25 protein-coding genes are annotated in these 21,619 nt (G+C 31.3%); 5 read left to right on the top strand and 20 right to left on the bottom strand.

All coding sequences use genetic code 11. The annotated features are described in order from the left end of the window. Positions 1-163: 163 nt before the first annotated feature. Positions 164-466, top strand: a complete 303-nt coding sequence (locus AC2FB1_RS07885) for a hypothetical protein (protein WP_490674706.1) — start codon at positions 164-166, stop codon at positions 464-466. A gap of 622 nt (positions 467-1,088) precedes the next feature. Next, a complete protein-coding gene (locus AC2FB1_RS07880; RefSeq protein WP_490674705.1) occupies positions 1,089-1,259 on the top strand; it encodes a hypothetical protein in 171 nt (56 codons plus the stop codon). A 97-nt stretch (positions 1,260-1,356) separates the two neighbouring features. Here the strand turns inward: AC2FB1_RS07880 and AC2FB1_RS07875 are convergent, their stop codons facing one another. The 6 genes from AC2FB1_RS07875 to AC2FB1_RS07850 form a co-directional block, all read right to left on the bottom strand. Further along, on the bottom strand, positions 1,357-1,731 hold the full coding sequence (locus AC2FB1_RS07875) for a PaaI family thioesterase (RefSeq protein ID WP_490674704.1): 375 nt from the start codon (positions 1,729-1,731) through the stop codon (positions 1,357-1,359). 17 nt (positions 1,732-1,748) lie between these two features. Beyond that, the gene (locus AC2FB1_RS07870) at positions 1,749-3,068 is read right to left on the bottom strand and encodes a Na+/H+ antiporter family protein (protein ID WP_490674703.1); all 1,320 of its coding nucleotides are present in this window, start codon (positions 3,066-3,068) and stop codon (positions 1,749-1,751) included. 198 nt (positions 3,069-3,266) lie between these two features. Then, on the bottom strand, positions 3,267-4,739 hold the full coding sequence (locus tag AC2FB1_RS07865) for a M17 family metallopeptidase (protein ID WP_490674702.1): 1,473 nt from the start codon (positions 4,737-4,739) through the stop codon (positions 3,267-3,269). 100 nt (positions 4,740-4,839) lie between these two features. After that, complete coding sequence (locus tag AC2FB1_RS07860; protein WP_490674701.1) at positions 4,840-6,048, bottom strand: NAD(P)/FAD-dependent oxidoreductase; 1,209 nt, start codon at positions 6,046-6,048, stop codon at positions 4,840-4,842. 330 nt (positions 6,049-6,378) lie between these two features. Further along, the gene (locus AC2FB1_RS07855; protein ID WP_490674700.1) at positions 6,379-6,738 is read right to left on the bottom strand and encodes a HesB/IscA family protein; all 360 of its coding nucleotides are present in this window, start codon (positions 6,736-6,738) and stop codon (positions 6,379-6,381) included. A 12-nt stretch (positions 6,739-6,750) separates the two neighbouring features. Then, positions 6,751-6,996 (bottom strand): YuzB family protein, encoded by a 246-nt coding sequence (locus tag AC2FB1_RS07850; protein WP_490674699.1) that lies wholly within the window; start codon positions 6,994-6,996, stop codon positions 6,751-6,753. A 313-nt stretch (positions 6,997-7,309) separates the two neighbouring features. On the opposite strand from AC2FB1_RS07850, the gene AC2FB1_RS07845 reads away from it, so the two are divergent. Beyond that, on the top strand, positions 7,310-8,374 hold the full coding sequence (locus tag AC2FB1_RS07845; protein ID WP_490674698.1) for an NAD(P)/FAD-dependent oxidoreductase: 1,065 nt from the start codon (positions 7,310-7,312) through the stop codon (positions 8,372-8,374). Between the two features lie 96 nt (positions 8,375-8,470). Here the strand turns inward: AC2FB1_RS07845 and AC2FB1_RS07840 are convergent, their stop codons facing one another. After that, positions 8,471-8,794: a YuzD family protein gene (locus tag AC2FB1_RS07840; RefSeq protein WP_490674697.1), complete on the bottom strand. Its 324-nt coding sequence runs from the start codon at positions 8,792-8,794 to the stop codon at positions 8,471-8,473. A 103-nt stretch (positions 8,795-8,897) separates the two neighbouring features. Between AC2FB1_RS07840 and AC2FB1_RS07835 the strand changes: the two genes are divergently transcribed. After that, entirely contained in the window at positions 8,898-9,140 is a 243-nt protein-coding gene (locus AC2FB1_RS07835; RefSeq protein ID WP_490674696.1) for a NifU family protein, read from the top strand. A gap of 113 nt (positions 9,141-9,253) precedes the next feature. On the opposite strand, the gene dltD is transcribed toward AC2FB1_RS07835, so the two are convergent. The 7 genes from dltD to AC2FB1_RS07800 form a co-directional block, all read right to left on the bottom strand. Then, positions 9,254-10,411: a D-alanyl-lipoteichoic acid biosynthesis protein DltD gene (gene dltD / locus AC2FB1_RS07830; RefSeq protein ID WP_490674695.1), complete on the bottom strand. Its 1,158-nt coding sequence runs from the start codon at positions 10,409-10,411 to the stop codon at positions 9,254-9,256. Beyond that, a complete protein-coding gene (gene dltC, locus AC2FB1_RS07825; protein ID WP_490674694.1) occupies positions 10,408-10,644 on the bottom strand; it encodes a D-alanine--poly(phosphoribitol) ligase subunit 2 in 237 nt (78 codons plus the stop codon). The genes dltD and dltC overlap by 4 nt, the downstream gene beginning before the upstream one ends. A 15-nt stretch (positions 10,645-10,659) precedes the next feature. Continuing rightward, positions 10,660-11,874: a D-alanyl-lipoteichoic acid biosynthesis protein DltB gene (gene dltB, locus AC2FB1_RS07820; RefSeq protein ID WP_490674693.1), complete on the bottom strand. Its 1,215-nt coding sequence runs from the start codon at positions 11,872-11,874 to the stop codon at positions 10,660-10,662. Then, the gene (dltA, locus tag AC2FB1_RS07815; protein WP_490674692.1) at positions 11,871-13,325 is read right to left on the bottom strand and encodes a D-alanine--poly(phosphoribitol) ligase subunit DltA; all 1,455 of its coding nucleotides are present in this window, start codon (positions 13,323-13,325) and stop codon (positions 11,871-11,873) included. Before dltA ends, dltB begins: the two co-directional genes overlap by 4 nt. Positions 13,326-13,339: 14 nt before the next feature. Then, positions 13,340-13,510 (bottom strand): teichoic acid D-Ala incorporation-associated protein DltX, encoded by a 171-nt coding sequence (locus AC2FB1_RS07810; protein ID WP_490674691.1) that lies wholly within the window; start codon positions 13,508-13,510, stop codon positions 13,340-13,342. 337 nt (positions 13,511-13,847) lie between these two features. Then, a complete protein-coding gene (locus AC2FB1_RS07805) occupies positions 13,848-14,636 on the bottom strand; it encodes a TIGR01457 family HAD-type hydrolase (protein WP_490674690.1) in 789 nt (262 codons plus the stop codon). Then, entirely contained in the window at positions 14,636-15,070 is a 435-nt protein-coding gene (locus tag AC2FB1_RS07800; protein WP_490674689.1) for a DUF86 domain-containing protein, read from the bottom strand. The genes AC2FB1_RS07805 and AC2FB1_RS07800 overlap by 1 nt, the downstream gene beginning before the upstream one ends. A 102-nt stretch (positions 15,071-15,172) precedes the next feature. Between AC2FB1_RS07800 and AC2FB1_RS07795 the strand changes: the two genes are divergently transcribed. After that, positions 15,173-15,439 carry a DUF3055 domain-containing protein gene (locus AC2FB1_RS07795; RefSeq protein WP_002448201.1) on the top strand — a complete coding sequence of 89 codons (267 nt, stop codon included), beginning with the start codon at positions 15,173-15,175 and terminating at the stop codon, positions 15,437-15,439. 53 nt (positions 15,440-15,492) lie between these two features. Here the strand turns inward: AC2FB1_RS07795 and AC2FB1_RS07790 are convergent, their stop codons facing one another. From AC2FB1_RS07790 to AC2FB1_RS07765, 6 genes are all read right to left on the bottom strand, one after another. Next, entirely contained in the window at positions 15,493-15,882 is a 390-nt protein-coding gene (locus AC2FB1_RS07790; RefSeq protein ID WP_490674688.1) for a YutD family protein, read from the bottom strand. Positions 15,883-16,085: 203 nt separating this feature from the next. Continuing rightward, positions 16,086-17,006: a lipoyl synthase gene (gene lipA, locus AC2FB1_RS07785; protein WP_490674687.1), complete on the bottom strand. Its 921-nt coding sequence runs from the start codon at positions 17,004-17,006 to the stop codon at positions 16,086-16,088. A gap of 111 nt (positions 17,007-17,117) precedes the next feature. Beyond that, positions 17,118-18,449, bottom strand: coding sequence for a bifunctional metallophosphatase/5'-nucleotidase (locus AC2FB1_RS07780; RefSeq protein WP_490674686.1), 1,332 nt, complete (start codon positions 18,447-18,449; stop codon positions 17,118-17,120). 19 nt (positions 18,450-18,468) lie between these two features. Continuing rightward, a complete protein-coding gene (locus AC2FB1_RS07775; protein WP_490674685.1) occupies positions 18,469-19,296 on the bottom strand; it encodes a sulfite exporter TauE/SafE family protein in 828 nt (275 codons plus the stop codon). 13 nt (positions 19,297-19,309) lie between these two features. After that, positions 19,310-20,158: a DUF72 domain-containing protein gene (locus AC2FB1_RS07770; RefSeq protein WP_490674684.1), complete on the bottom strand. Its 849-nt coding sequence runs from the start codon at positions 20,156-20,158 to the stop codon at positions 19,310-19,312. Positions 20,159-20,260: 102 nt separating this feature from the next. Next, entirely contained in the window at positions 20,261-21,343 is a 1,083-nt protein-coding gene (locus tag AC2FB1_RS07765; protein ID WP_490674683.1) for an NAD(P)H-dependent flavin oxidoreductase, read from the bottom strand. Positions 21,344-21,619: the final 276 nt, after the last annotated feature.

Here is a 21,619-nt window from a genome sequence, read left to right as displayed (position 1 = left end):
CCTCCGCATGATTCATTTTAATATGAATTCAACGAAAGTGTTTTTATATCATTCCCACTAATTGGGGTCAGTCCAGTTAAAGTACTTCGCTTTTTTTGTTTGGAAAAAACTATTTTTATGTTATTAAAAAATCGTAACAGTTTCGTTTTAATGGGGGGTTATTATGCATTGGACTATCATTGGTGACGGTATACAAAGAACCACTATAGCAATTAAGTTACGTAAATCAGGATTATCCATTCAAAATCTTACAATTATCGATCCTCATAGTTCTTTATGCGAACAATTCCGTAAATGCACATATAGGATTGATATGCCTTACTTGCGTTCACCTATTGTACATCATATTCATCCTGACCCATTTCATTTAAAAAAATTTGTGAAAATAAATCAGTATATCAATCCAACTTTTGGTCGTTATCAAAGACCCCAAACTGAGATGTTTATGGATCACATACATGCATAAATACATCACTATCATCTAAATCAAAGTCATATTCAAAGTTATGTTCAACGCATTAAAAAAATCAAAAAAGATGGAGTGTTATAACCAATCATCATTCTGTCATTCAAACTGATTGTATTATTTTAGCACAAGGTGGTCATAATGAACCTTTTATCTCTTCTGTATTCACTCAAGCTAAAGATAGTTGTCATATATTTAGTGACCATTTTAATTCTCAATTATTTTCACAATCATCTCATGTCATTGGAAGTGGTATTTCAGCTGCTCATTTAACATTAAAGCTTTTAAAATTAGATAAGAATAAAATCATTCATTTATGGATGAATAAAAATATAGATATTCAACATTTTGATGACGATCCTGGTTGGCTAGGTCAAAAAAAATGAAGGCCTTTTTAAATCATTCTTCACATGAAGAAAAACTTCAAACAGTGTTAAAAGAAAGACATAATGGTTCAATGCCTCACGAGTTATATTTACGCTTAAAGAAATATGTTCAAAATATCTAACTAATAATACATAAAGAAGATATTAAGGATATAAAAGGACATCAAAGTATTACTGAAAATTTAAATATCTCATATGATCACATTCTTTTAGCAACTGGATTTAAATCTTCAATTATGCAACAACCTATAATACAATCTCTTATTCAAAATACTAACGCACCACTATTATCCTGTGGATTTCCAAAAATCATTCATGAATTAGAATGGTTGCCACATTTATTTGTGGCTGGCGGACAAATTGGTCCGTTTGCTAGAAATATCACAAGCAGTTCAAAGAATTTATAAAGCCTTTCATAGAATACATCACCATAGAGAAGTATGATGAATATAAAAAACTAACCCATAGATGAATATTTTCTATAGGCTAGTTTTATAAAATTTGTTATTTTAATGATTTGATACCTATTGTACCTCTCATGACACTAATTAATTTGTCTTGATCACTTTTAATTTCGATATTCCACACTTGTGTAGTACGGCCTTTATGAAGAATAGAAGCTGTAGCAATCACACGCCCCTCTTTTACTGAATGAATATGATTAGCATTCATTTCTAAACCTAATGGGACAAATTGTTTGGTATCAATTAAATGGGCAGCACCTAATGAACAAGCTGTTTCACCTAATGCGATACTTGCACCACCATGTAGATAACCAAAAGGTTGTTTAACTTTATCAGTGACTGGCATTGAAATAACCACTATTCCCTCATCTATTTTTTCTATTTTCATATCAAATGTTTCAAGTAAATTAGACATTCTGTCACCTCTTTTTTCTATAATACCATTGCAGCTATTGTACCAAAAATCATCAATGGCACATTATAGAAAATGAAATTAGGTATACAGGTATCTCTAATGTGATCATGCTGACCATCTACATTAAGACCTGCCGTTGGCCCAAGCGTTGAATCACTTGCTGGTGATCCAGAATCTCCAAGAGCAGCAGCTGTTCCTACTAAAGCAATTAATGCCATATTATCTAAACCAAGTGATGCACCTAGTGGTATAAATAGAGCTGCAATAATTGGAATCGTAGCAAAAGATGAGCCAATACCTAACGTAACAATAAGCCCTACAATATACATTGCTATAATAGTAATTAATTTATGTCCGTTTGTAATCTCAGTTAAACTAGAAACTAATTTTTCAATATCACCAGTAGCATTCATGACGCCAGCAAAACCGTTAGCTGATAAAATAACGACACCAATAAATGACATAATTTTTATTCCTTCAACAAATTGGCTATCTAATTCATTCCATTTATAAATGCCAGAAATAAAGAATATAAGCACTCCTGCTAATGCTCCAAAAATCATTGAATCCGTAAATGTTTGAACTAAAAAAGTAGCTAAAATGGCAACAATTGTAACCACTAATACGTATGGACGAATTTCTGTTATTTCTTCTTCATTACCTTTAAATACCTCTTGATTATACTCACGTGGTTTACGATAAACAAACATTCCTATAACTAAACCGACAATATAACCAAGTGAAGGAATTAACATTGCTTTCCAAATCATACTAAATTCGATAGAGTGATGTGCTTTTTGAAATCCGCTTTGAATAATTTGATGGAAAATTTGTCCAAAACCATAAGGTAATAAAACATATGGCCAACATAAACCGAATCCTATAACTAAACCAATTAATCGTCTATCAATTTTTAAATCATTAAATAGACTAAGTAATGGTGGGATTACAATTGGTATAAATGCAATATGTACCGGGATTAAGTTCTGACTCATAATACTCATTGCTAGTAATACTAAGATAATTATCACTTTTACTTTAATTCTTGATAAGCGACTATTCTCAGTATGAATCGCACGAATAATTTTATTGACTAAATAATCTGTGATTCCACTATATGATATCAGCGCTGCAAAGCCCCCTAATAATGCGTAACTTAATGCAACTTCCGAACCATCTACAATATTTTTACCAAATACACTAATTACTTTGTTTAAACTCATGCCAGATATTAGACCGCCTACAAGTGAACTAATAAATAAACTAATAATAACATTTAGCCTTAAGAGACATAATATAATCATTAATATCACGGCAATAACTACAGCATTAAACATTACACTCACATCCTTTATCACTCTACCGAACTAAAGTAAATAATTATGTGATTAATAATATCAAGTAGTTAGACGGTTGTCAACGCCTAATTGATTAGTATTATAAAAAATAAACCTCCAAGACACCAATGTACCTCAGACGTTTATCTATTCTCTCTGAAAATGAATTTATATTCATTTCTAATATTAATACTATATTTATTGTCGTAACCAATTCACAATTGTCATAATCATACTTCCTGTAGGACCTTTAGGGCCTTTATAATTATTTTTATTAATCGTTGCAGGACCTGCAATATCAAAATGAATATGTGGGGTCTGTCCACTAAAATGCGTAACGAAAGCAGCAGCAAATAATGCTTTACCTTGGCCGTTTGTATGATTAACTAAATCAGCTACATCTGTATTATGAATCAATTGCTGTTCAGTTTGAGTAATAGGTAATTCAAAAGCAAATTCATCAACTTCTCTAGCTTTTTTTAAAATCTGTTTAATGTCTTCATCTGCATCAGAACTAAATAATGCAGCCTTATCTTCCCCTAATGCAGCTACAGCAGCACCAGTAAGCGTAGCAAAATCACATATTAAACGTGGTTGAAATTGATTTGCATAAAATACTCCGTCTCCTAAAACTAACCGTCCTTCAGCATCGCTGTTCAACACCTCTACTGTTTCACCACTTAAAGCAGTATATACATCATCAGGTTTCATAGCCTGCTGGCTAATCATATTTTCTGCAGAGACAATGACACCTACAATGTTTACTGGTAAAGATAACTTAGATACAGCATCAATCATTCCTACTACATTGGCAGCACCACACATATCAAATTTCATTGTTTGCATACCCATTTTAGATTTGATGCTATAACCACCAGAGTCATATGTAATACCTTTTCCAACTAATGCAATAGGTGCTTCATTTTTATCTGTTCCTTGATACGTTAAAGTAATAACAACAGGAGAATGAATAGAGCCTTTACCTACTGCATGAAGTAAACCAAAGCCCTCTGATAACAATGTTTCATTATTTTTAATATCTATTGAAACAGAGGACTCTTTAAAGTGATGTGCTACTTCGCTTGCGAAATGTTCTGGAGTAAGTATATTTGGAGGCATGTTACTAAAATCACGTGCTACATTCACTGATTCACCAATCAAATACCCTGTTTTTATATTTATTTTGTTCTCTTCATTATCAGATGATTCTATATATAATTCCAGTTGGTACGGCGTTGATTTGTTAGATTTATAGTTATTAAATTCATAAATTGATTGTCTACTTTGTAATCCAAAAATCTCTGCAACACTTGCTTTATCTATTTGTTTTGAATTAAATGTCTCAAAAAGAACATTTGCTTCTGTAACATGCTCTTTTTTTAGATATTGAAAAAGCACACCAAAAACTTTTAAAAAAGAACCATAAGATAATCTTTTTAAATTTCCTAGTCCAACCGTAATTAAACGTTTAGGTTCATTATTTATATATAAAATAGTCGAAGATGTTTTTCCTAATTGACTACTTACAATATGTCGATGTCGATAATTTTCAATAGTTTGTGTAATGTCACTATTTTGGTATGTAATCTTTCCAATTTGATTAAGATGATCAGGTACTCCTATGATAATAACGTCGGTTATTTTATTAGAATCGTAATTAAACTGTATCATATAATTCTCCTTTACAATAAAAGAGTGAGATATTGAAATCTATTTAGTATCCACAGATTTCTATCTCACTCCTCAATTATTAAATATTTAATTTATTAACTTAGAATTTACCTTTTTTAAATGCTAAGCCTACGCCACCCATTTTGAATATAGCACGTGTATCGATCACTTTTTTCATGAAAGCAGCTTTCTTGCCAGTAATGTCTCTACCAAACACATGACCTACACCATCATGTGCGCCTAAAGAACAAACTGTGCCGCGATCAATATATTCGAAGTCAGTTGTAGCTTGACCATTTAAGATATTTTCAATATTTTTAGCAACATGTTCCCCTTGTTGCATAGCAATTTGTGCAGTAGTTGGTAATGGACGTTCCTCACCAGCTGGGATAAATGCAGAAACATCACCAATGACGAAGATATCATCATGACCGTCGACTGTTAAATCTTGTTTAGTTACAATACGACCACGTTTTACACCTTCAAATGATTCTTCCATAAGTTGACTACCACGAACTCCAGCAGCCCATACTGCAGTATTAGCTTCAAGTTGTTGTTCTTGGTCATTAGTTTTAACTTTGAAACCTTTTTCATTACAAGCAACGATTGGCGTACCAATTTTAAATTCAACGCCACGTTCTTCTAAATAATTTACTACATAATTTACAAGGTTTTCTGAGAACATTGGTAAGATTTTAGGCATAGCTTCAACACATGTAATTCTAACTTTATTTTGATCTACGCCATATTTATTACATAATTCAGGAATTCTATCTGTTAATTCACCTAAGAATTCAATACCTGTAAACCCAGCGCCACCAACTAAAATTGCTAAATCATTTTCGTCTTTTTCTTTTGAAGCAGCATAGTTAGCAAATTTGTCTTCAATATGACGAGACAATTCGCGAGCAGTATGAATATTTTCAATTTGGAATGCATGTTCTTTCATTCCGTTAATACCGAATGTTTCACTTTCAAAACCTAACGCAACAACTAAAATATCATACTCAAAAATACCATGAGTTGTTTCTACTTTTTTAACATTTCTATCAATTTTAGTTACTTCTGCATTGATGAAGTTAACTTTAGTTTGATCAATTACACTTTCAATTGGATAAATTAAATCTTCATAATTTACATTTCCAGCTGAAGCTTCATGTAACCAAGTAGATTCATAATGATATTTATTTTTATTAACTAAAGTGATTTCTGCTTCATTTGCAGAAATTTCTTTTTGTAATTTAGTAACTGCTTGTAAACCTGCATAACCAGCACCTAATACAAGTACTTTTTTACGATTTTGTGCCATTCCATTCACCTAAGCTTTCGTAATTTTTTCTTAAAAGTAGATAAAGGCTACAAATTTCAGAACATAACGAAGCATGGATATCTATAATGCTAAAGCATAATAAATATTCAAATTACTTCTTCAAACTTTGAACTTAACCTATTTATTTGTTCATCCCCATTTATAGTCTTAGTCCACACTTTTTTATTCAATTTTGCGAACATTTATTCACAAAATTGACAAAGTTTAATCCACTTATAATTCTATAGTTTTTATATCATATTTTCAAGCAACAACAGAATAATATCTGAATTTATTCTCACTTTACTTTATATGATTAACAATATGGAATTAGCAATTTTCAGGATGACCAGCTACTTCGGCTGTTCTAAAAGAACTGCCACATCCACAAGATGCAATTGCATTTGGATTATCGATTTGAAATCCTCCCCCCATAAGCGATTGTTTAAAATCAATTTTCGTTCCTTTTAGTACTGGAGCATCATATTTATCTACTAATACTTTTAATCCATAATATTCTAAAACTTCATCATTCGTGCCCGGCGCTTCTTCAGCAGACATACCATAAGTTAAACCTGTACATCCTCCACCATTCACTTTGATTTTTAAATAACCGTTTTCCATATTATTATTTTTTAACATGTCTTTGACTTCATAAGCAGCTGCTTCAGTAAGTATTACTGTTGGCATATATAATCACTCCTATAAAAGATTTGTAAAGTCATTTTCCTCTATGTGTTTATAAATATTGGATAGTAGATTTTCAGGTGTATCTCCTTCAACGATTTCTCCATCTACTAATACATATAATCCTGAAGAACATAAACCGCAATTATTGAGACACCCATATTCTAACACATCAACTTCAGGATCATTTTCGAGTTTATCGTAAACGTAGTCTCCGCCTTTGGCCATATTCGATATACAGAATTCGACTAATGGAAACATACTTCACCTTCTTTATTATTTTTAATTACATTATTATATCAAATCTACGTATAAGTTGCATTGCTATGATTTGTAACTATTTTTATTTTTCAATAACATTTCACATTTGTTTGTCGTGATTATTAAAAACATATATAATAAAATTATATTAATCTTTCATTTATTTGTAAGGGGCAATAAATGTAGAAAAACGTTAACTATTAGGATGCCTGCTTTATACTTAAAATGTATTTTTTTATAGATTCTTAAACTTATAAAAAATTAAAGCAAGTGCTACATCATCCATTGATTTTAATTTAAAGGGGTAAATAATATGAAAAATTTAGTTCTACTTGGTGGAGGTTATGGTAATATGCGCATTATGTCGCGTATTCTTCCTGATGTTCTTCCTCAAGAGTATACCTTAACACTCATCGATCGAATGCCTTTTCATGGTTTAAAACCTGAATTTTATGCACTAGCCGCTGGTACAAAATCTGATTGTGATGTACGTATGAATTTCCCTAATTCTCATCGCGTCAATACCATTTATGGAGAAATTAGCGATATTGATTTAGATGCACAAATTGTTTCAGTTGGACAAACTAAAATAGATTATGATGAGTTAGTTATTGGATTGGGCTGTGAAGATAAATATCATAATGTTCCAGGGGCAAAAGAATATACACATAGCATCCAAACGCTTTCTAAAGCTCGTGAGACTTTTCATAGTATTAGTGAATTACCTAAAGGAGCAAGCGTTGGAATTGTAGGAGCCGGTTTGAGTGGAATAGAATTAGCAAGTGAATTACGCGAAAGCCGTGCAGATTTAGAAATCATTTTATATGATCGTGGCTCTCGCATATTAAGAAATTTTCCAGAAAAATTAAGTAATTATATTGCAAAATGGTTCCGTGAAAATAATGTAAAAGTGGTGCCGAATTCATTAATTGATAGAGTAGAGCATGGGAAAATTTACAATGGTGGTACTCCTGAATCTGTTGATATTGTAGTGTGGACAGCTGGGATTCAGCCTGTTGAGATAGTTAGAAATTTACCAATCGATATTAATCAAAGTGGTCGTGTCATTGTTAATCAATATCATCAAGTTCCTACCTATACAAATGTTTATGTAGTAGGAGATTGCGCAGCTTTACCTCACGCGCCAAGTGCTCAATTAGCAGAAGTACAAGGCGATCAAATTGCCGATGTCTTAAAAAAACAATGGAACAATGAGCCATTACCTGAAAAAATGCCTGAATTAAAAGTACAAGGCTTCCTCGGTTCTTTAGGAGAGAAAAAAGGATTTGCCTATATTATGGATCGTACAGTTACCGGTCGTTTAGCACACATTTTGAAATCGGGTGTGCTGTGGTTATATAAATATCATAATGGATAAATGCTAGTGGGAGTGAGTAGACGAATTTGTATACTCATTCCCTTCGTTTATATTAAGTACTCATTTCTATTAAATTTGAATGCCTTATTTTTATATTTAGTTACCTATAATGTATTGATTTATAAAGTTTGTAACTTTTTTTGCTTGAATATAACCATCCGCTACGTATTCATCATTCATCGTAATAAGTGGATAAAACAATTCCTCATTTTCAATTTGTTCAATATATTGTTGGTCATGATCACTTAGATTTTCTGTTTCTTTTTGGAAATCAATATACGTATAATCGAAATGAATGTTAGGATATTTTCTTTCTAATAGTGGCTTTAACCATTCATATGTATTTTTAGACGTTGGTGCATTGACACAACTTGCACATATAACATCTGCACCATAAACAACTACACTCACTTTTGTCATTTATTACTCCCCCATTTAGATTTATAGATTTTTCTTTCTTTATCTATTATAATAAATTAATAATAAATATATGAAGTATTTTACTTGAAAGGAGACATATCTCATGCCTACTGAGAATGCATCAATGTTTGATCAAGTAGCTGAAGTGATTGAACGCCTACGTCCATTTTTATTACGTGACGGTGGTGATTGTACGCTAGTCGATGTAGAAGATGGCATCGTAAAATTACAATTACATGGTGCATGTGGAACATGTCCAAGTTCAACCATCACTTTAAAAGCAGGTATTGAACGTGCATTACACGAAGAAGTACCAGGTGTTATAGAAGTAGAGCAAGTTTTCTAAATATATAAATTTAAAGAGTGAGACATTATTATTGCTGAAATTAATGTCTCATTTTTTTAAATTAAAGCCCACCGCAACTCATGAAATCATGACCTGCGATGGGCTTTAATTTATTATTTAGAATTAGGTTGATGATCATTCATATGTTTTTCAATTTGACGATTCATATATACCCAACCTTTCCAACCTACATGTACCACGTCGCTTAATACATATTTTTCATAGTCTTTACCTGACATATCGTAAACTTTACCACCATGTGTGATAACAGTTTTATGTATTTTTTTATAGACTGGTTCACGTGTTGAACGATGAATACCTAAATGATCATACCATTTACCATTCACTGGAAGGATAACATATTGTACATCAGCACCTGCTTTATGCATCGTATCCACTAGTAGAGATAAATCGTTAAACTCTGGTGAATTCATTTTAAATTCATATTGGCGACGATTCATAGGCTTTTTATGCATAAGTTGTTTCCAATATTCATTACGAATGCCGTAATCATTAGAAGTAGAACGTCTTTCTCCAAGTTGCACTGCTTTATTACTTATATCTTCCCATGAATCATTTGGTGATATCATTGAATGTACGTGTGCTAATGGTGATTTATCTAGTGAAAAATACGTCTTAATTGCTTCAATTTTAAGAAGTTGATTTTCTTTAAAATTAGAAATATATTGACCTTTTGTGTTGCTTGGATCTTTAGCTAATGTTTTTAAATATTCCTTATTAGGAACACTCTTAAACTTTAATAATCGTTTTGCATAACGTTGTTTTAATTCTGAAGGCATATTTTGTTGAAATATCTGATTAATTTGATTTGGTGTCGTACGCGCAGCCATATCCATATCATTAATGCCGTGTGTACTAAACCATTGTGGCGAAATGATAAATGTCATCTTTTTACCTTTTAGTTGATCATATTGACCCGCTAATTCAATAGCATTGATTAAATCGGTATTACCACCCGTACCAACTAAGAATACAGGCTTTGTATTTTTTCGATGATGCATTGCAATTGCAGGGTTAAATGGGTCACGTTTATTTAATTCACTTGAACCATAAAGTGGATAATATTTATCATTACTAAATAATTTACTTTGAATGAGCGTACCTTTAAGTACTTGATCAGTTAGTGACGTCCTATTATCAGCAAGTGTCTTATTGTTAACGAGACCGGTAAACCAACTCGCAGGCATTAATACAAAAGCTAAAAATATGATTCCACTAATAATAATGGGTAAAAACGGTTTGAATTTCATCGTAATTCTTCTAAAGCTTCAATAATTTTATTAGGTGTTGCCCATTCATCGCGATCAAAGTCCATAATTGATACTTCAATTCCTAATCTATTTTGAATTTCTAATAATAATCCAACTGTTTGGAATGAATCAATAATTCCTTCTTCAAAAATCTCAACATCTGGATTTTCTTTAACCACGTCGTTTTCTGCTACATCAGCTAATACATCTAAAACTTGTTCTCTAAATTCCATATTTCATTTCTCCCTTTAAATTAATTTTCCTGAAAAGATTAAAAATCCAAATGCTACAAAATGGAATGTGATGATAATACTTAATGCGGTAGTAAAACCATTTTGAAAGCGAGGCGGATGTGTCTTTCTCCAACGTTCATAATATCCATAACCTATAAACATTAAACCGTGATAGATACCATAAACAATATAAAATACTTCTAATCCATGCCATATGCCCATAATAAAGAAGTTTAAGAAAAAGGCAAAATTTGACATAGCAAATTGATCTTTCATTAATTTTTTACGTGACATATAGAACAATGTTCTCATGTAAATGCAATCTCTAAACCAGAATGATAGTGACATATGCCATCTATTCCAAAAATCTTTAATATTGCGTGCTTTAAATGGTTGTTTAAAGTTAGGCGGCGTATTAATGCCGTATAGATAACTTACTGCAACAGCAAATAAGCTATAGCCTGCAAAGTCAAAAAATAAATAGAAGCTATAGGCATACATATATAGCCATTTATGAGTAAAACCATGTAAATGCATAAGTAATGGCATAATCGCATATACATTAATTAAATGAGCAATAATATATTTATATAAAAAGCCAAGCATCATCATATGAATCGCTTTAACTACCATACCTCTGTATTGCTCACCAGTTGGTATTTTTTTGTCATCTTTAACAAAGCGTTTATAGCGGTCAATTGGGCCAGAAGATACAGTTGGGAAGAATGAAATAAACTGAATTAATTTACCCACTTTAATCTCTTTAATAGACCCATCTCTAATTTCCATTATAAGTTGCACACTTTTAAAAGTGATATACGAAATACCTAAAAATCCAACAAATTCAATTAACTTATGTTCATGGAAGTGTATTTGATGTCCGCCCAACCATGAACTTTGTAATATTTTAACAAGTGCTAAAGGTAAAATCGATAAAATCATTACAATTAAAAATTTAACAAAAGTATTGTTTTTTTGTCGTGATTTGTAATACCACATAATTAACAGTACTTGCCATATTAGATAAATGACAAAACTGATTAATTGAACACTTAAATATGTCTGTCCAAATAAATTATATTTATCTGAAGAGAAAATAATCACAATCATAATTGCTGTACTTATCCCATTATATACATAGCTTCGCTTACCTAAAAATCCGAGTATGATGACTGGTAAAAGTACGATAAATGCGACTAAGAAGAAGGTAAACGTACCATAAGGAATCATGCGTCAATATCCTCTGCAACTTGTTTACGATCAAGTTTTCCATTTGACGTTAATGGAAGTTGTTTCATCCAAACGAATTTTCTCGGAATCATGTATTCAGGTAAGCGAGACTTTAATTCATTTTTAATGTTTCTAGTCATCTCTAAATCATTATCGACTTGTTCAGTAGGTACAATCACACCTACAAGATAAACAACTTTTCCATTTTTATAAATTGGTACAACAACGGTTTCTCTAACATATTCTGAATGTCTTAGTTGTGTTTCGATTTCTTCTAGTTCCATACGATAACCGTTTAATTTTATTTGAAAATCTATACGCCCTTGGATAAACCAGTATCCATCTTTTTCAATAGCTTTATCACCTGTGTGATAAATGCGCACTCCATTATCAAATTTAAACACTGATTCAGTTTTTTCTTTATTTTTTAGATATCCTAAACTTACACTTGTACCTTTAATGACAAGCTCACCTTCAACAGTTGTTGATAACATAGTATTCGGTCTTGCTACACCTACTGGAAGTGGATTATAACGTTCTAAAATCTCGGATGTAATTCTTACACTAGTAACTGCAACAGTCGCTTCAGTTGGACCATACGTGTTATAAACAACCGCATTTGGATATCTATCAACAAGTGCTTTAGCTGTTCTATGAGGTAAGATTTCTCCACAAAAGAAGAAATGATTTAAACTTGGATAATCTTTTTCATTAAGATTAGGAAGTAATAAACACATTTCCATAAATGATGGAGTTGACACCCAAGCATTGATTGGCGTTTGAACAAGCATTTCATTTAATAACTTCGGTTTTTTTATCATATCCTTATCTACAAGGTTAAGTGTTCCACCAGATGTTAAACATGGATAAATTGCCATTACAGATAAATCAAATGAGAATGGTGCTTGATTCAACCACTCTTGGTGATCATCTGTTTCATTTAATGAGACCATCCATTCTGCAAATTCTATTAAACTCGCATACTCAATTTGTACACCTTTAGGCTCACCTGTAGAACCAGAAGTAAAAATAGTATAGACAACATCTGTTTTAGCCATTTGATTATCAAAAACAATCGGATAATCAGAGTGTTTAATATCTTCAATTTTAATTTCTTTCACTGATTGATTCACACTTGAATCAGTTGTATTTAAAATAAATGTTGGCTCTACTTTATTCATAATCATTTCTACACGTTCTACTGGAACTGACGTATCTATTGGCACGTAGCCACATCCTGCTTTTATTGCTCCTATCATTCCAACTATCATATACGGTGACATATGCCCGTAAATTATTAATGGTTTTTTTGTATCTTGTAAATAATGTGCTAGCTTACTAGATTCTTCTATAAGTTGACGATACGTTAACTCATCTGACTTATGTCTAATAGCTATTCGATCTGGATTTTTTTGTCCAATATCATTAATTAAATTTATAATATCTGTCATCATTTGACTCCTTACTAAAATTCATTATATATAAAATTATTATGTGTATCGCCTGAACCATATATAAGATACAATGCTATAAAAATTGCTAAGTATAGAATAGTGAGTAGATATGGTTTTGTTTTTTCATAAAAAACACCTTTTTTATTAGTTTCTTTCAATTGAATAGTGCACCTCACAAACATTGCTATTTATTTTGAAGAACAATTCTACTTTTTTATATTTAATAAAGTTATCTTGCTATCAAGAAATATCATATCGTGATTTTTATTTTTACACTTTATTATATAAAAATATTAATTATATATCAAATTTATTTTATATAATAATTAACGATTGTTGGCTGTGTATCTATCTTATCAGATATTTCCTTATTCTTATCTTTGATATTCTATATATTAGTGCTAATTATTAAATATCACAATTACACTTAACATAACAAAACTGTTATATATAAAAAAACTTCTTATTACTTATATCACAAATATAAGTAATAAGAAGTCATCATAGAAAATATTTTAATTAATAAGAGTTACTTTCTAATTCAGCTATGGCCTCATTCAAATCTTTAAATGAATATGTGGGCTGTGGTTGTTTTGTTTGAATTTCTTCATAAGATGTTACGCCTGTTTGTACATGTATCGTATCCATACCTACATTAATACCAGACATAATATCTGTATCATATAAATCTCCTACCATAGCCACTTCAGACTTATCGAGTTTCAAAATGTCTAAAGCAATATGCATGATTACGGTTTCTGGTTTACCGATAAATTGTGGTTGTTGTCCAGTAGAAACACTAACAACACTTGTAATAGCTCCATTCCCAGGTAAGAAACCTCTTTCTTTAGGAATTGAGACGTCTGGATTAGTAGAGATAAATTTTGCACCTTTGCGTACTGCTAAAGTAGCTACTGCAAGTTTTTCATATGTGACTGCTTCATCTAAACCGATCACTACATAATCTACATTCTCATCTTCTTTTACGTTTAAACCTGCATTGGTTAGCGCTGTTCTTAAACCATTCCCCCCTAGCATATACACACTAGCTTGACTACTTTCTTCTGCAATGAAATTTGCTGTAGCTAGAGCAGAAGTAACCACTTCTTCTGGTTTAGCATCAATGTTCATTTCTTTTAACTTTTCTGTTACTTCTTCAGGGGTCTTAGTAGAATTATTAGTCACATATAAATGAGGAATATTATTTTTGTTCAAATAATCAATAAATTGAGCAGCTCCATCAATTTCTGCTGTACCCATATACATTGTTCCATCCAAATCGATTAAATATCCTTTATAATTTTTCATTATGAATTGTCTCCTTTTCCAAAAGCGGTAATTGGAACATTTTCTTTTTCAAGAAATTGAGTAACTTCCTTAACAAATTGTTGATAATAAGGTATCGATGTATCAAATAACGGTTCAAGTATTTCGACATCTAATTCTGTATATTGATGTGCAAACTGTTTTCTTATTTCAACTGTATCATTAATATAGTGTTGTGTATCTTTGGAAATAACACCTTCAAGTTCTAGAATATCAATCACATCTTTATAGTTACCAGGGTCTCTCAAAATAAAACCATCAATAATCATATTTCCAATATCTACCGACGATTCAATAAGCATTTGTACAATACGTTCAAATGCATAATGATTTGATTTATTTGTTTTATAGTCATTAATAAGTTGATTTAAATATTTTATTTTAAGTGTTAATTTATCTTTATCTACAAAATACATGTCTGTCACCTCTTATTATTATTATAATACCATAGTTTTGCATCATGCTTCATTTGTCGTTATACTAATTTCACATATTAAAAATAAAGGAGCATGACTGATATGATAGATATGTTTCTATACGATGATGAGGAACAATCACAAGCGCAATTTGTAGGATTTGTAGGTGAACATAGTCGCTATGATTTAATGCTTATTCAGACTGATCGTCATTATGGTAAAACATTAGTATTAAATCTTCAAACTAATAAATTTGGAATCATAGGCACAGATGATATTGAAGAAGAAGGGTATATTGCTCATATATTAGGCGTGTCTCAAGAAGAAAGCGAAGAAATCATTGAATATCTCAATCAAGTTATTCAATAAATTAAAGGTCAAAGCAATGTTTATTATGGTAATATCATTGATTTGGCCTTTCATTATTTATTATTCTTTTTTTCAGTAGATTGTATTGTAGGTTTTATTTTAACATCATGCAATTTATCTTCCACTTTATCTATACCACTTCCACGTTCAATTGAATCTAATCGTTCATTTTCATTAATATGTCTCACTATGAAATATGGACAACCAAAATTACAATATTCTAAAATATAATCTTGAATTGTTGAGAAACGTTTTGAAATTTCAGCTTTTTTATTTGAATCTTTGTAAAATCCTTTCAAACGTAATTGATCATAACCATAATCTCCAACTACAAAGTCATATTTATCAAGTATATCTGAATATCTTGAAGCAAATAATTCTTCATCGAAGCATTCTCTATAGTCTTCAATTAATTCAAAATACTGTTGATTAACTTTAATCATAATAAGTCACCTTTAATTGTTATTATAATAAAAACTTAGATTGCTTATTTTAAAGAAAAAGAGCAATCTAAGTTTTAGCATCTATCATTAATAAACATCCTTAATTGACTTTATGCACTCACATCATTGTTTCATATAATAATGCGAATTCATAATACACTATCACTTAAAAGAAAGTTTATTTTAATTTGTTTTGTTGAATATTATTTTTGTTGTAACTGTTCTTCTCCAAGACGGTGTTTTTCTTTTGCCGCTTCATTTACTTGTTCATCAGCATGATAAGAACTACGTACCATTGGACCAGCTTCACAATGTTTAAATCCTTTTTCCATTGCAACTTTTCTTAGTTTACCAAATTCTAATGGTGTATAGTATTTTTCAACTTTTAAGTGTTTACGTGATGGCTGTAAATATTGACCAATTGTTAAAATATCAACATCATTTGCACGTAAGTCATCCATCGTTTCATAAATTTCTTCCAATGTTTCACCTAAGCCTACCATTAAACTTGATTTAGTTGGAATATCAGGTTGTAATTCTTTAGAACGACGTAAGAATTCTAATGTTCTATCGTAAGTTGCACGCGCACGAACTCTTGGAGTTAAGCGACGAACTGTTTCAATGTTATGGTTTAAAATGTCAGGTCTTGAAGCCATTAGTGTTTCAAGTGCTTCATAATCGCCACCCATATCTGATGGTAGGATTTCAATTGTCGTATATGGATTGCGTTCACGTACTTTACGAACAGTTTCTGCATATACATTAGATCCTGCATCTCTTAAATCATCACGTGCAACAGCTGTAATAACAACATGTTTAAGATTCATAAGTTCTACAGACTCTGCAACACGTTCTGGTTCATTTAAATCTAATTCATTGGGCAAACCAGTTTTTACTGCACAGAAACGACAAGCTCTTGTACATACTGCACCTAAAATCATAAATGTTGCTGTACGTCTAGCTCCCCAACATTCATGTATATTAGGACATTTTGCTTCTTCACAAACTGTATGTAAATTTTTCTCACGCATCATTTTTTTGAGGCCGACATAGTTTTCATTCGTGTTAAGCTTTATTTTCAACCAATCTGGTTTACGTAAAATTTCTTCATTTTTAGTAGCCATAACAACACATACCCTCCTGTTTAATCTATCTTCAACTATTATAACGAAATTTACATTAAATTAAAATGTAATAACTTATAAAATTAAGACATAACTATGAACATTTGTGTACTAAAAAGAATGATGCATATGAATTAATTTTTCTTTAAAGATATCTCTTAAAAATTCAGGCATTAAATAATCAATAGATTTTCCTTTTAATAATGGAAAATATCTTCCAAATGTATACATATCTACAGTTCCTAATATATACGTATGCTCATCTTGTATTTCTTGTCCATCTATAAAGAACCGCTGTTCTGATTGAATAAATCCACATTGATATAATGTGTAACCACCAAAAATATCGCCTCTAAATCCTAACCCTTGGACGTGTTCATGCATATATTCTTGCTTTTGACTTTTTATAATTATTTTTTTCAATTCAGAACCTTTCAAACGTATACGAACTAAGTTGATTGGATGAGGTAACATAGTATGAATATCGTATTCAGTAAGCTTATCGCCCTCAGCACTATTAACAATTAATCCGGCATTAATAATTGTACAATCTGCATTTGTAAACTCATACACACTTTCTGCAAGTAAATAAGTCGTTTTTGTAATCACATTTGTTTTACTAGATAAAGAAACTGGTTTATTAATAATCGACTTATTCATCAACTCTTTTCCCTCTTCATCAAAACGTGTTTTAACCACTGGTAATGTGTCTACTGGATATAATGTAGCCTCTTTAGTAACTATTTTTTTATTTTCAATAGTTAAATTCACTTCTCCAAGATAATATCCATATTTCCCTGCTGCTGCCATAAGTACACCATTATTTATTTCACCATGATTAAAATGATGATGTGTGTGACTTCCTAGTATCACATCTATTTCTGGGATTTCTTGACATAATTTTTCATCAAAAAAGACACCTACATGACTCATAACTATTAATACATCGTATTGTCCTTTTCGTTGTTCAATTTCGTCTTTGATGGCTTCTAATGGGTCTGTCACAATCCAATCAAGTGCTCGATAGAATGGCGTGAAAGGTGCCGTGGCTGCTACAAATAAAAAGCGCACATCCTCTATTTCTTTTATATAAGATGTAGCAATATGACGAGGTAAGTGGCCATCTTCGTCTAAAACATTAGCACATATGACTTTAAATTGTGCATCATTGTAAAGTTTATTTAATGCTTCATGAGAAATAGTCATTCCTTCATTATTCCCAATTGTAGCAATATCACAATGCGCCTCATTTAAAAGTTCTACATTCTTTTTGCCCATAGTTGCTTCTGTTACTGGTGTAGATAAATCAACATGATCACCAATATCTAAATAAAGTGAAGGGTGTTGAAGTTCAGGTCGGTGTTCAGCCATATACGCCATAATACGCGCATATTCATTAAGGTGACTATGAATGTCATTTGTATGAAAAATTGTAAGCTTCACTTAAATTCCTCCTGTTTTATTATAAAAACGATTTAATAATTAAATATACACCCATAATTAACATTACCGTACGTAATAACAATACTACTGTTTCTGATTTAATCGAGTGATTCACTTTCACTCCAATTTGAGCGCCGATATAACTAGAAATAATTAAAACAATTGAATATGACCAAGCTACATGTCCTTGTATAATATGGCCAATTGAACTCATGACACTTGAAAAGAAAATCATCATCATACTGGTACCTACTGCTACATGAGGTGGAAATCTAAATACTATAAGCATTAAAGGCGTCATCAATGCTCCGCCACCAATTCCAAATAATCCTGTTAGTACACCTATAAATAATGTAGCAAAGAAGGCCAATACAGGCGGAACACTATAATGATATGTAATTCCTTCTGCATCGATATATGTTTTACGATACTTTTCCTTGTCGAATACTTTAAATGGTTTAATTTTATGTCTAATCATCAATAAAATAGATACACATATCATAAAAATACCAAAGTATAAATTAAACGAATTTAATGTTAAATATCTACTTAAAAATGAACCAATAAGTGAACCGGGTAATAATCCAAATAAAAATATAGATCCATTTTTAATATCTACTTGCTTTGTTTTCAAATAACCAATAGATGAAGAAAGCCCAGTTACAATAAGAATAACCGATGACGTACCAATTGCAATCTGAGTAGTGATGCCGTGTAACAGATGATGGTTCACTCCTAAATACACTAAAGTAGGTACGATAATTATACCACCACCAATACCTACTAACGAACCTAATACTGCAGATAATAATCCAATTAAAACTAATAAAATAATTGTTAAAAACATTATAATTCGCCTCTTAGAAAAATTTTAATTGCTGAGGTGCTAAGCCTGTATACTCTATATGTAATATATCTTGATAGGTTTTAGCATTTTGAGCTGCATGACCACCAGAATTATTATTAAAAATGACATAGACCTTTTTAGCATTTTGTTCTAATATTTGAACTTTATTTGCTAAATCTTTTAACTCATTTTCATTATAATTATATAAATATCGAACGTCTCGCCACTCTTGATCTGTCATATCTTTTTTAGTCCAACCATGCTGATTCCTACCATGATAACGCACAAAAGCAGTACTAGAAGTAATGCGATTGACTAAAGGTATAGACCCATCTTTAATTTGTGGTTCATCTACGACCGCATGAATAATTTTATGTTCAGTTAAAAACATTAAAGTTTGTTCTTTAAATTGGGAATTAAACCAAGATTGATGTCTAAATTCTACACACATGGGGATATCTTCTAGCTGTTGTCGAACATACAAAATATAATTTATATTTTGAGCTGTACAATCAAACCAAGGTGGGAATTGTACAAGCACCATTGCTAATTTATGATGTGCAATAAGTGGTTCAAGCATTTGTCTAAATTGTTTAAATAGTTCAGATCGTGTATCAGCATAGGCTTTATAATCTGAATGAAGCGTTAATGCTTGATGAATCTTAACAATAAATTGAAACTTATCTGGCGTTTCATTGATCCATTTCAATATATTACGTTCAGGTTGGATAGCATAATATGAGGCGTCAAGTTCAACAACTGGAAAATGACTCGCATATGTACGTAATTTATCTGTTTGTCTTTCAAGACCTTCATACAAAGAATCATGATCTCCCCATCCAGTTAGACCAATATTAATCATTTTTATCACCAGATATATGATACCACATTCAAAATTAATATATCACTTGTTGTATACTAACTTTACATTTTCTTATTACTTTAAAATCCTCACTATAACACGTTATTTATGTGTTAATAAGTGTTCAATTTGTAAGAGTAATTGTTTCATTAAATTGTCCACTCTTTGATTAGTAGCTAATCGAGGGGATTGTCCACTCCAAATATGAGTAAATTCACTATCTCCATTTGCAGCTGCTTGTTTTCTAATGGATTGTGTTAACTGATTTTGAATTGGATAAGGTGGAATATCACCATCATAATTAATCATGGCTTGAACAAATTGATTACTAATACCCCGAGCATACTTACCACTAAACACATCAGTGATAATTGTATCTGTTTCTTTACTATTTATGATGGTTTGTTTAACTAGCTCGTTAGCCCCACTTTCCTTTGATGTTAAAAAGGCTGTACCCATTTGAACACCTTGTGCTCCTAATACCATGCTCGCTAATATTCCTCGTCCGTCCATTATACCTCCTGCAGCAACTACAGGAATTGATACATTATCTGCCATCTGCGGAATGAGTGACATCAACCCAATTGCCGGTTCTCTATCCTCTTTAACAGTTAAAAATGAGCCTCTATGTCCTCCTGCTTCACTTCCTTGTGCAACGACAACATCCATACCTGCACGTTCATTCTCTATTGCTTCGTCAATAGATGTCGCTGTACCGACGAGTATAATATTTGCTTCTTTTAATTTGTTAATAATGTGTTGGTTAGGAATACCAAATGTAAAACAACATACTGGTATATTATAATTAATAATTATATCAATCGTATTTTCAAATTGTTGCTCTTCAGACAAATTAATAGTAGGTTCTTCTAAATTTAAAGCTCTTCGATATGGTCTTAACCAAGCATTCATATGGTCAACTTGTGTTTTTGAATAATTCACTTTATTCGGTACAAATATATTTACGCCAAAAGGCTTTTGAGTCAATGATTGAACATGTTGTATTTCTTCTTCTAATTTATTAGGAGTAAAATATCCCGCTCCAATACATCCAAGACCTCCACTGTTACTGACAGATGCTACTAATTCTGGAGTTGTACTACCTGCCATACCCGCTTGAATAATTGGATATTTAATATTTAATAGTTCAGTTAAACAATGATCATGCCACTCGATTATAAACATCCCCTTTAGTCTTTTAAAGATAAATATCTCATTATATATTCTAGTAATTCACCAAAATAATTCCCTTTTAAAAATTGATTCAAACTATATATAGGTCCTTTACGTCGTCATCTTAAATTTCAAGTTCTTATGCCGAACATCGCTTACCCGCATTATTATAGTAGTGACTATTAAGAACTGATGAATACAAGTTAAAATATATAAGCATCAATGTAAGACTAGCAATAATAAATACTACAGTCCTATGTATATTAAATGTTTAATTAAGAGGAAATT

Source organism: Staphylococcus sp. CoH_129_LAB_1, assembly GCF_058191515.1.
The sequence above is the reverse complement of the archived record's forward strand: the minus strand, read 5'-3'. Positions and strand labels throughout refer to the sequence as shown.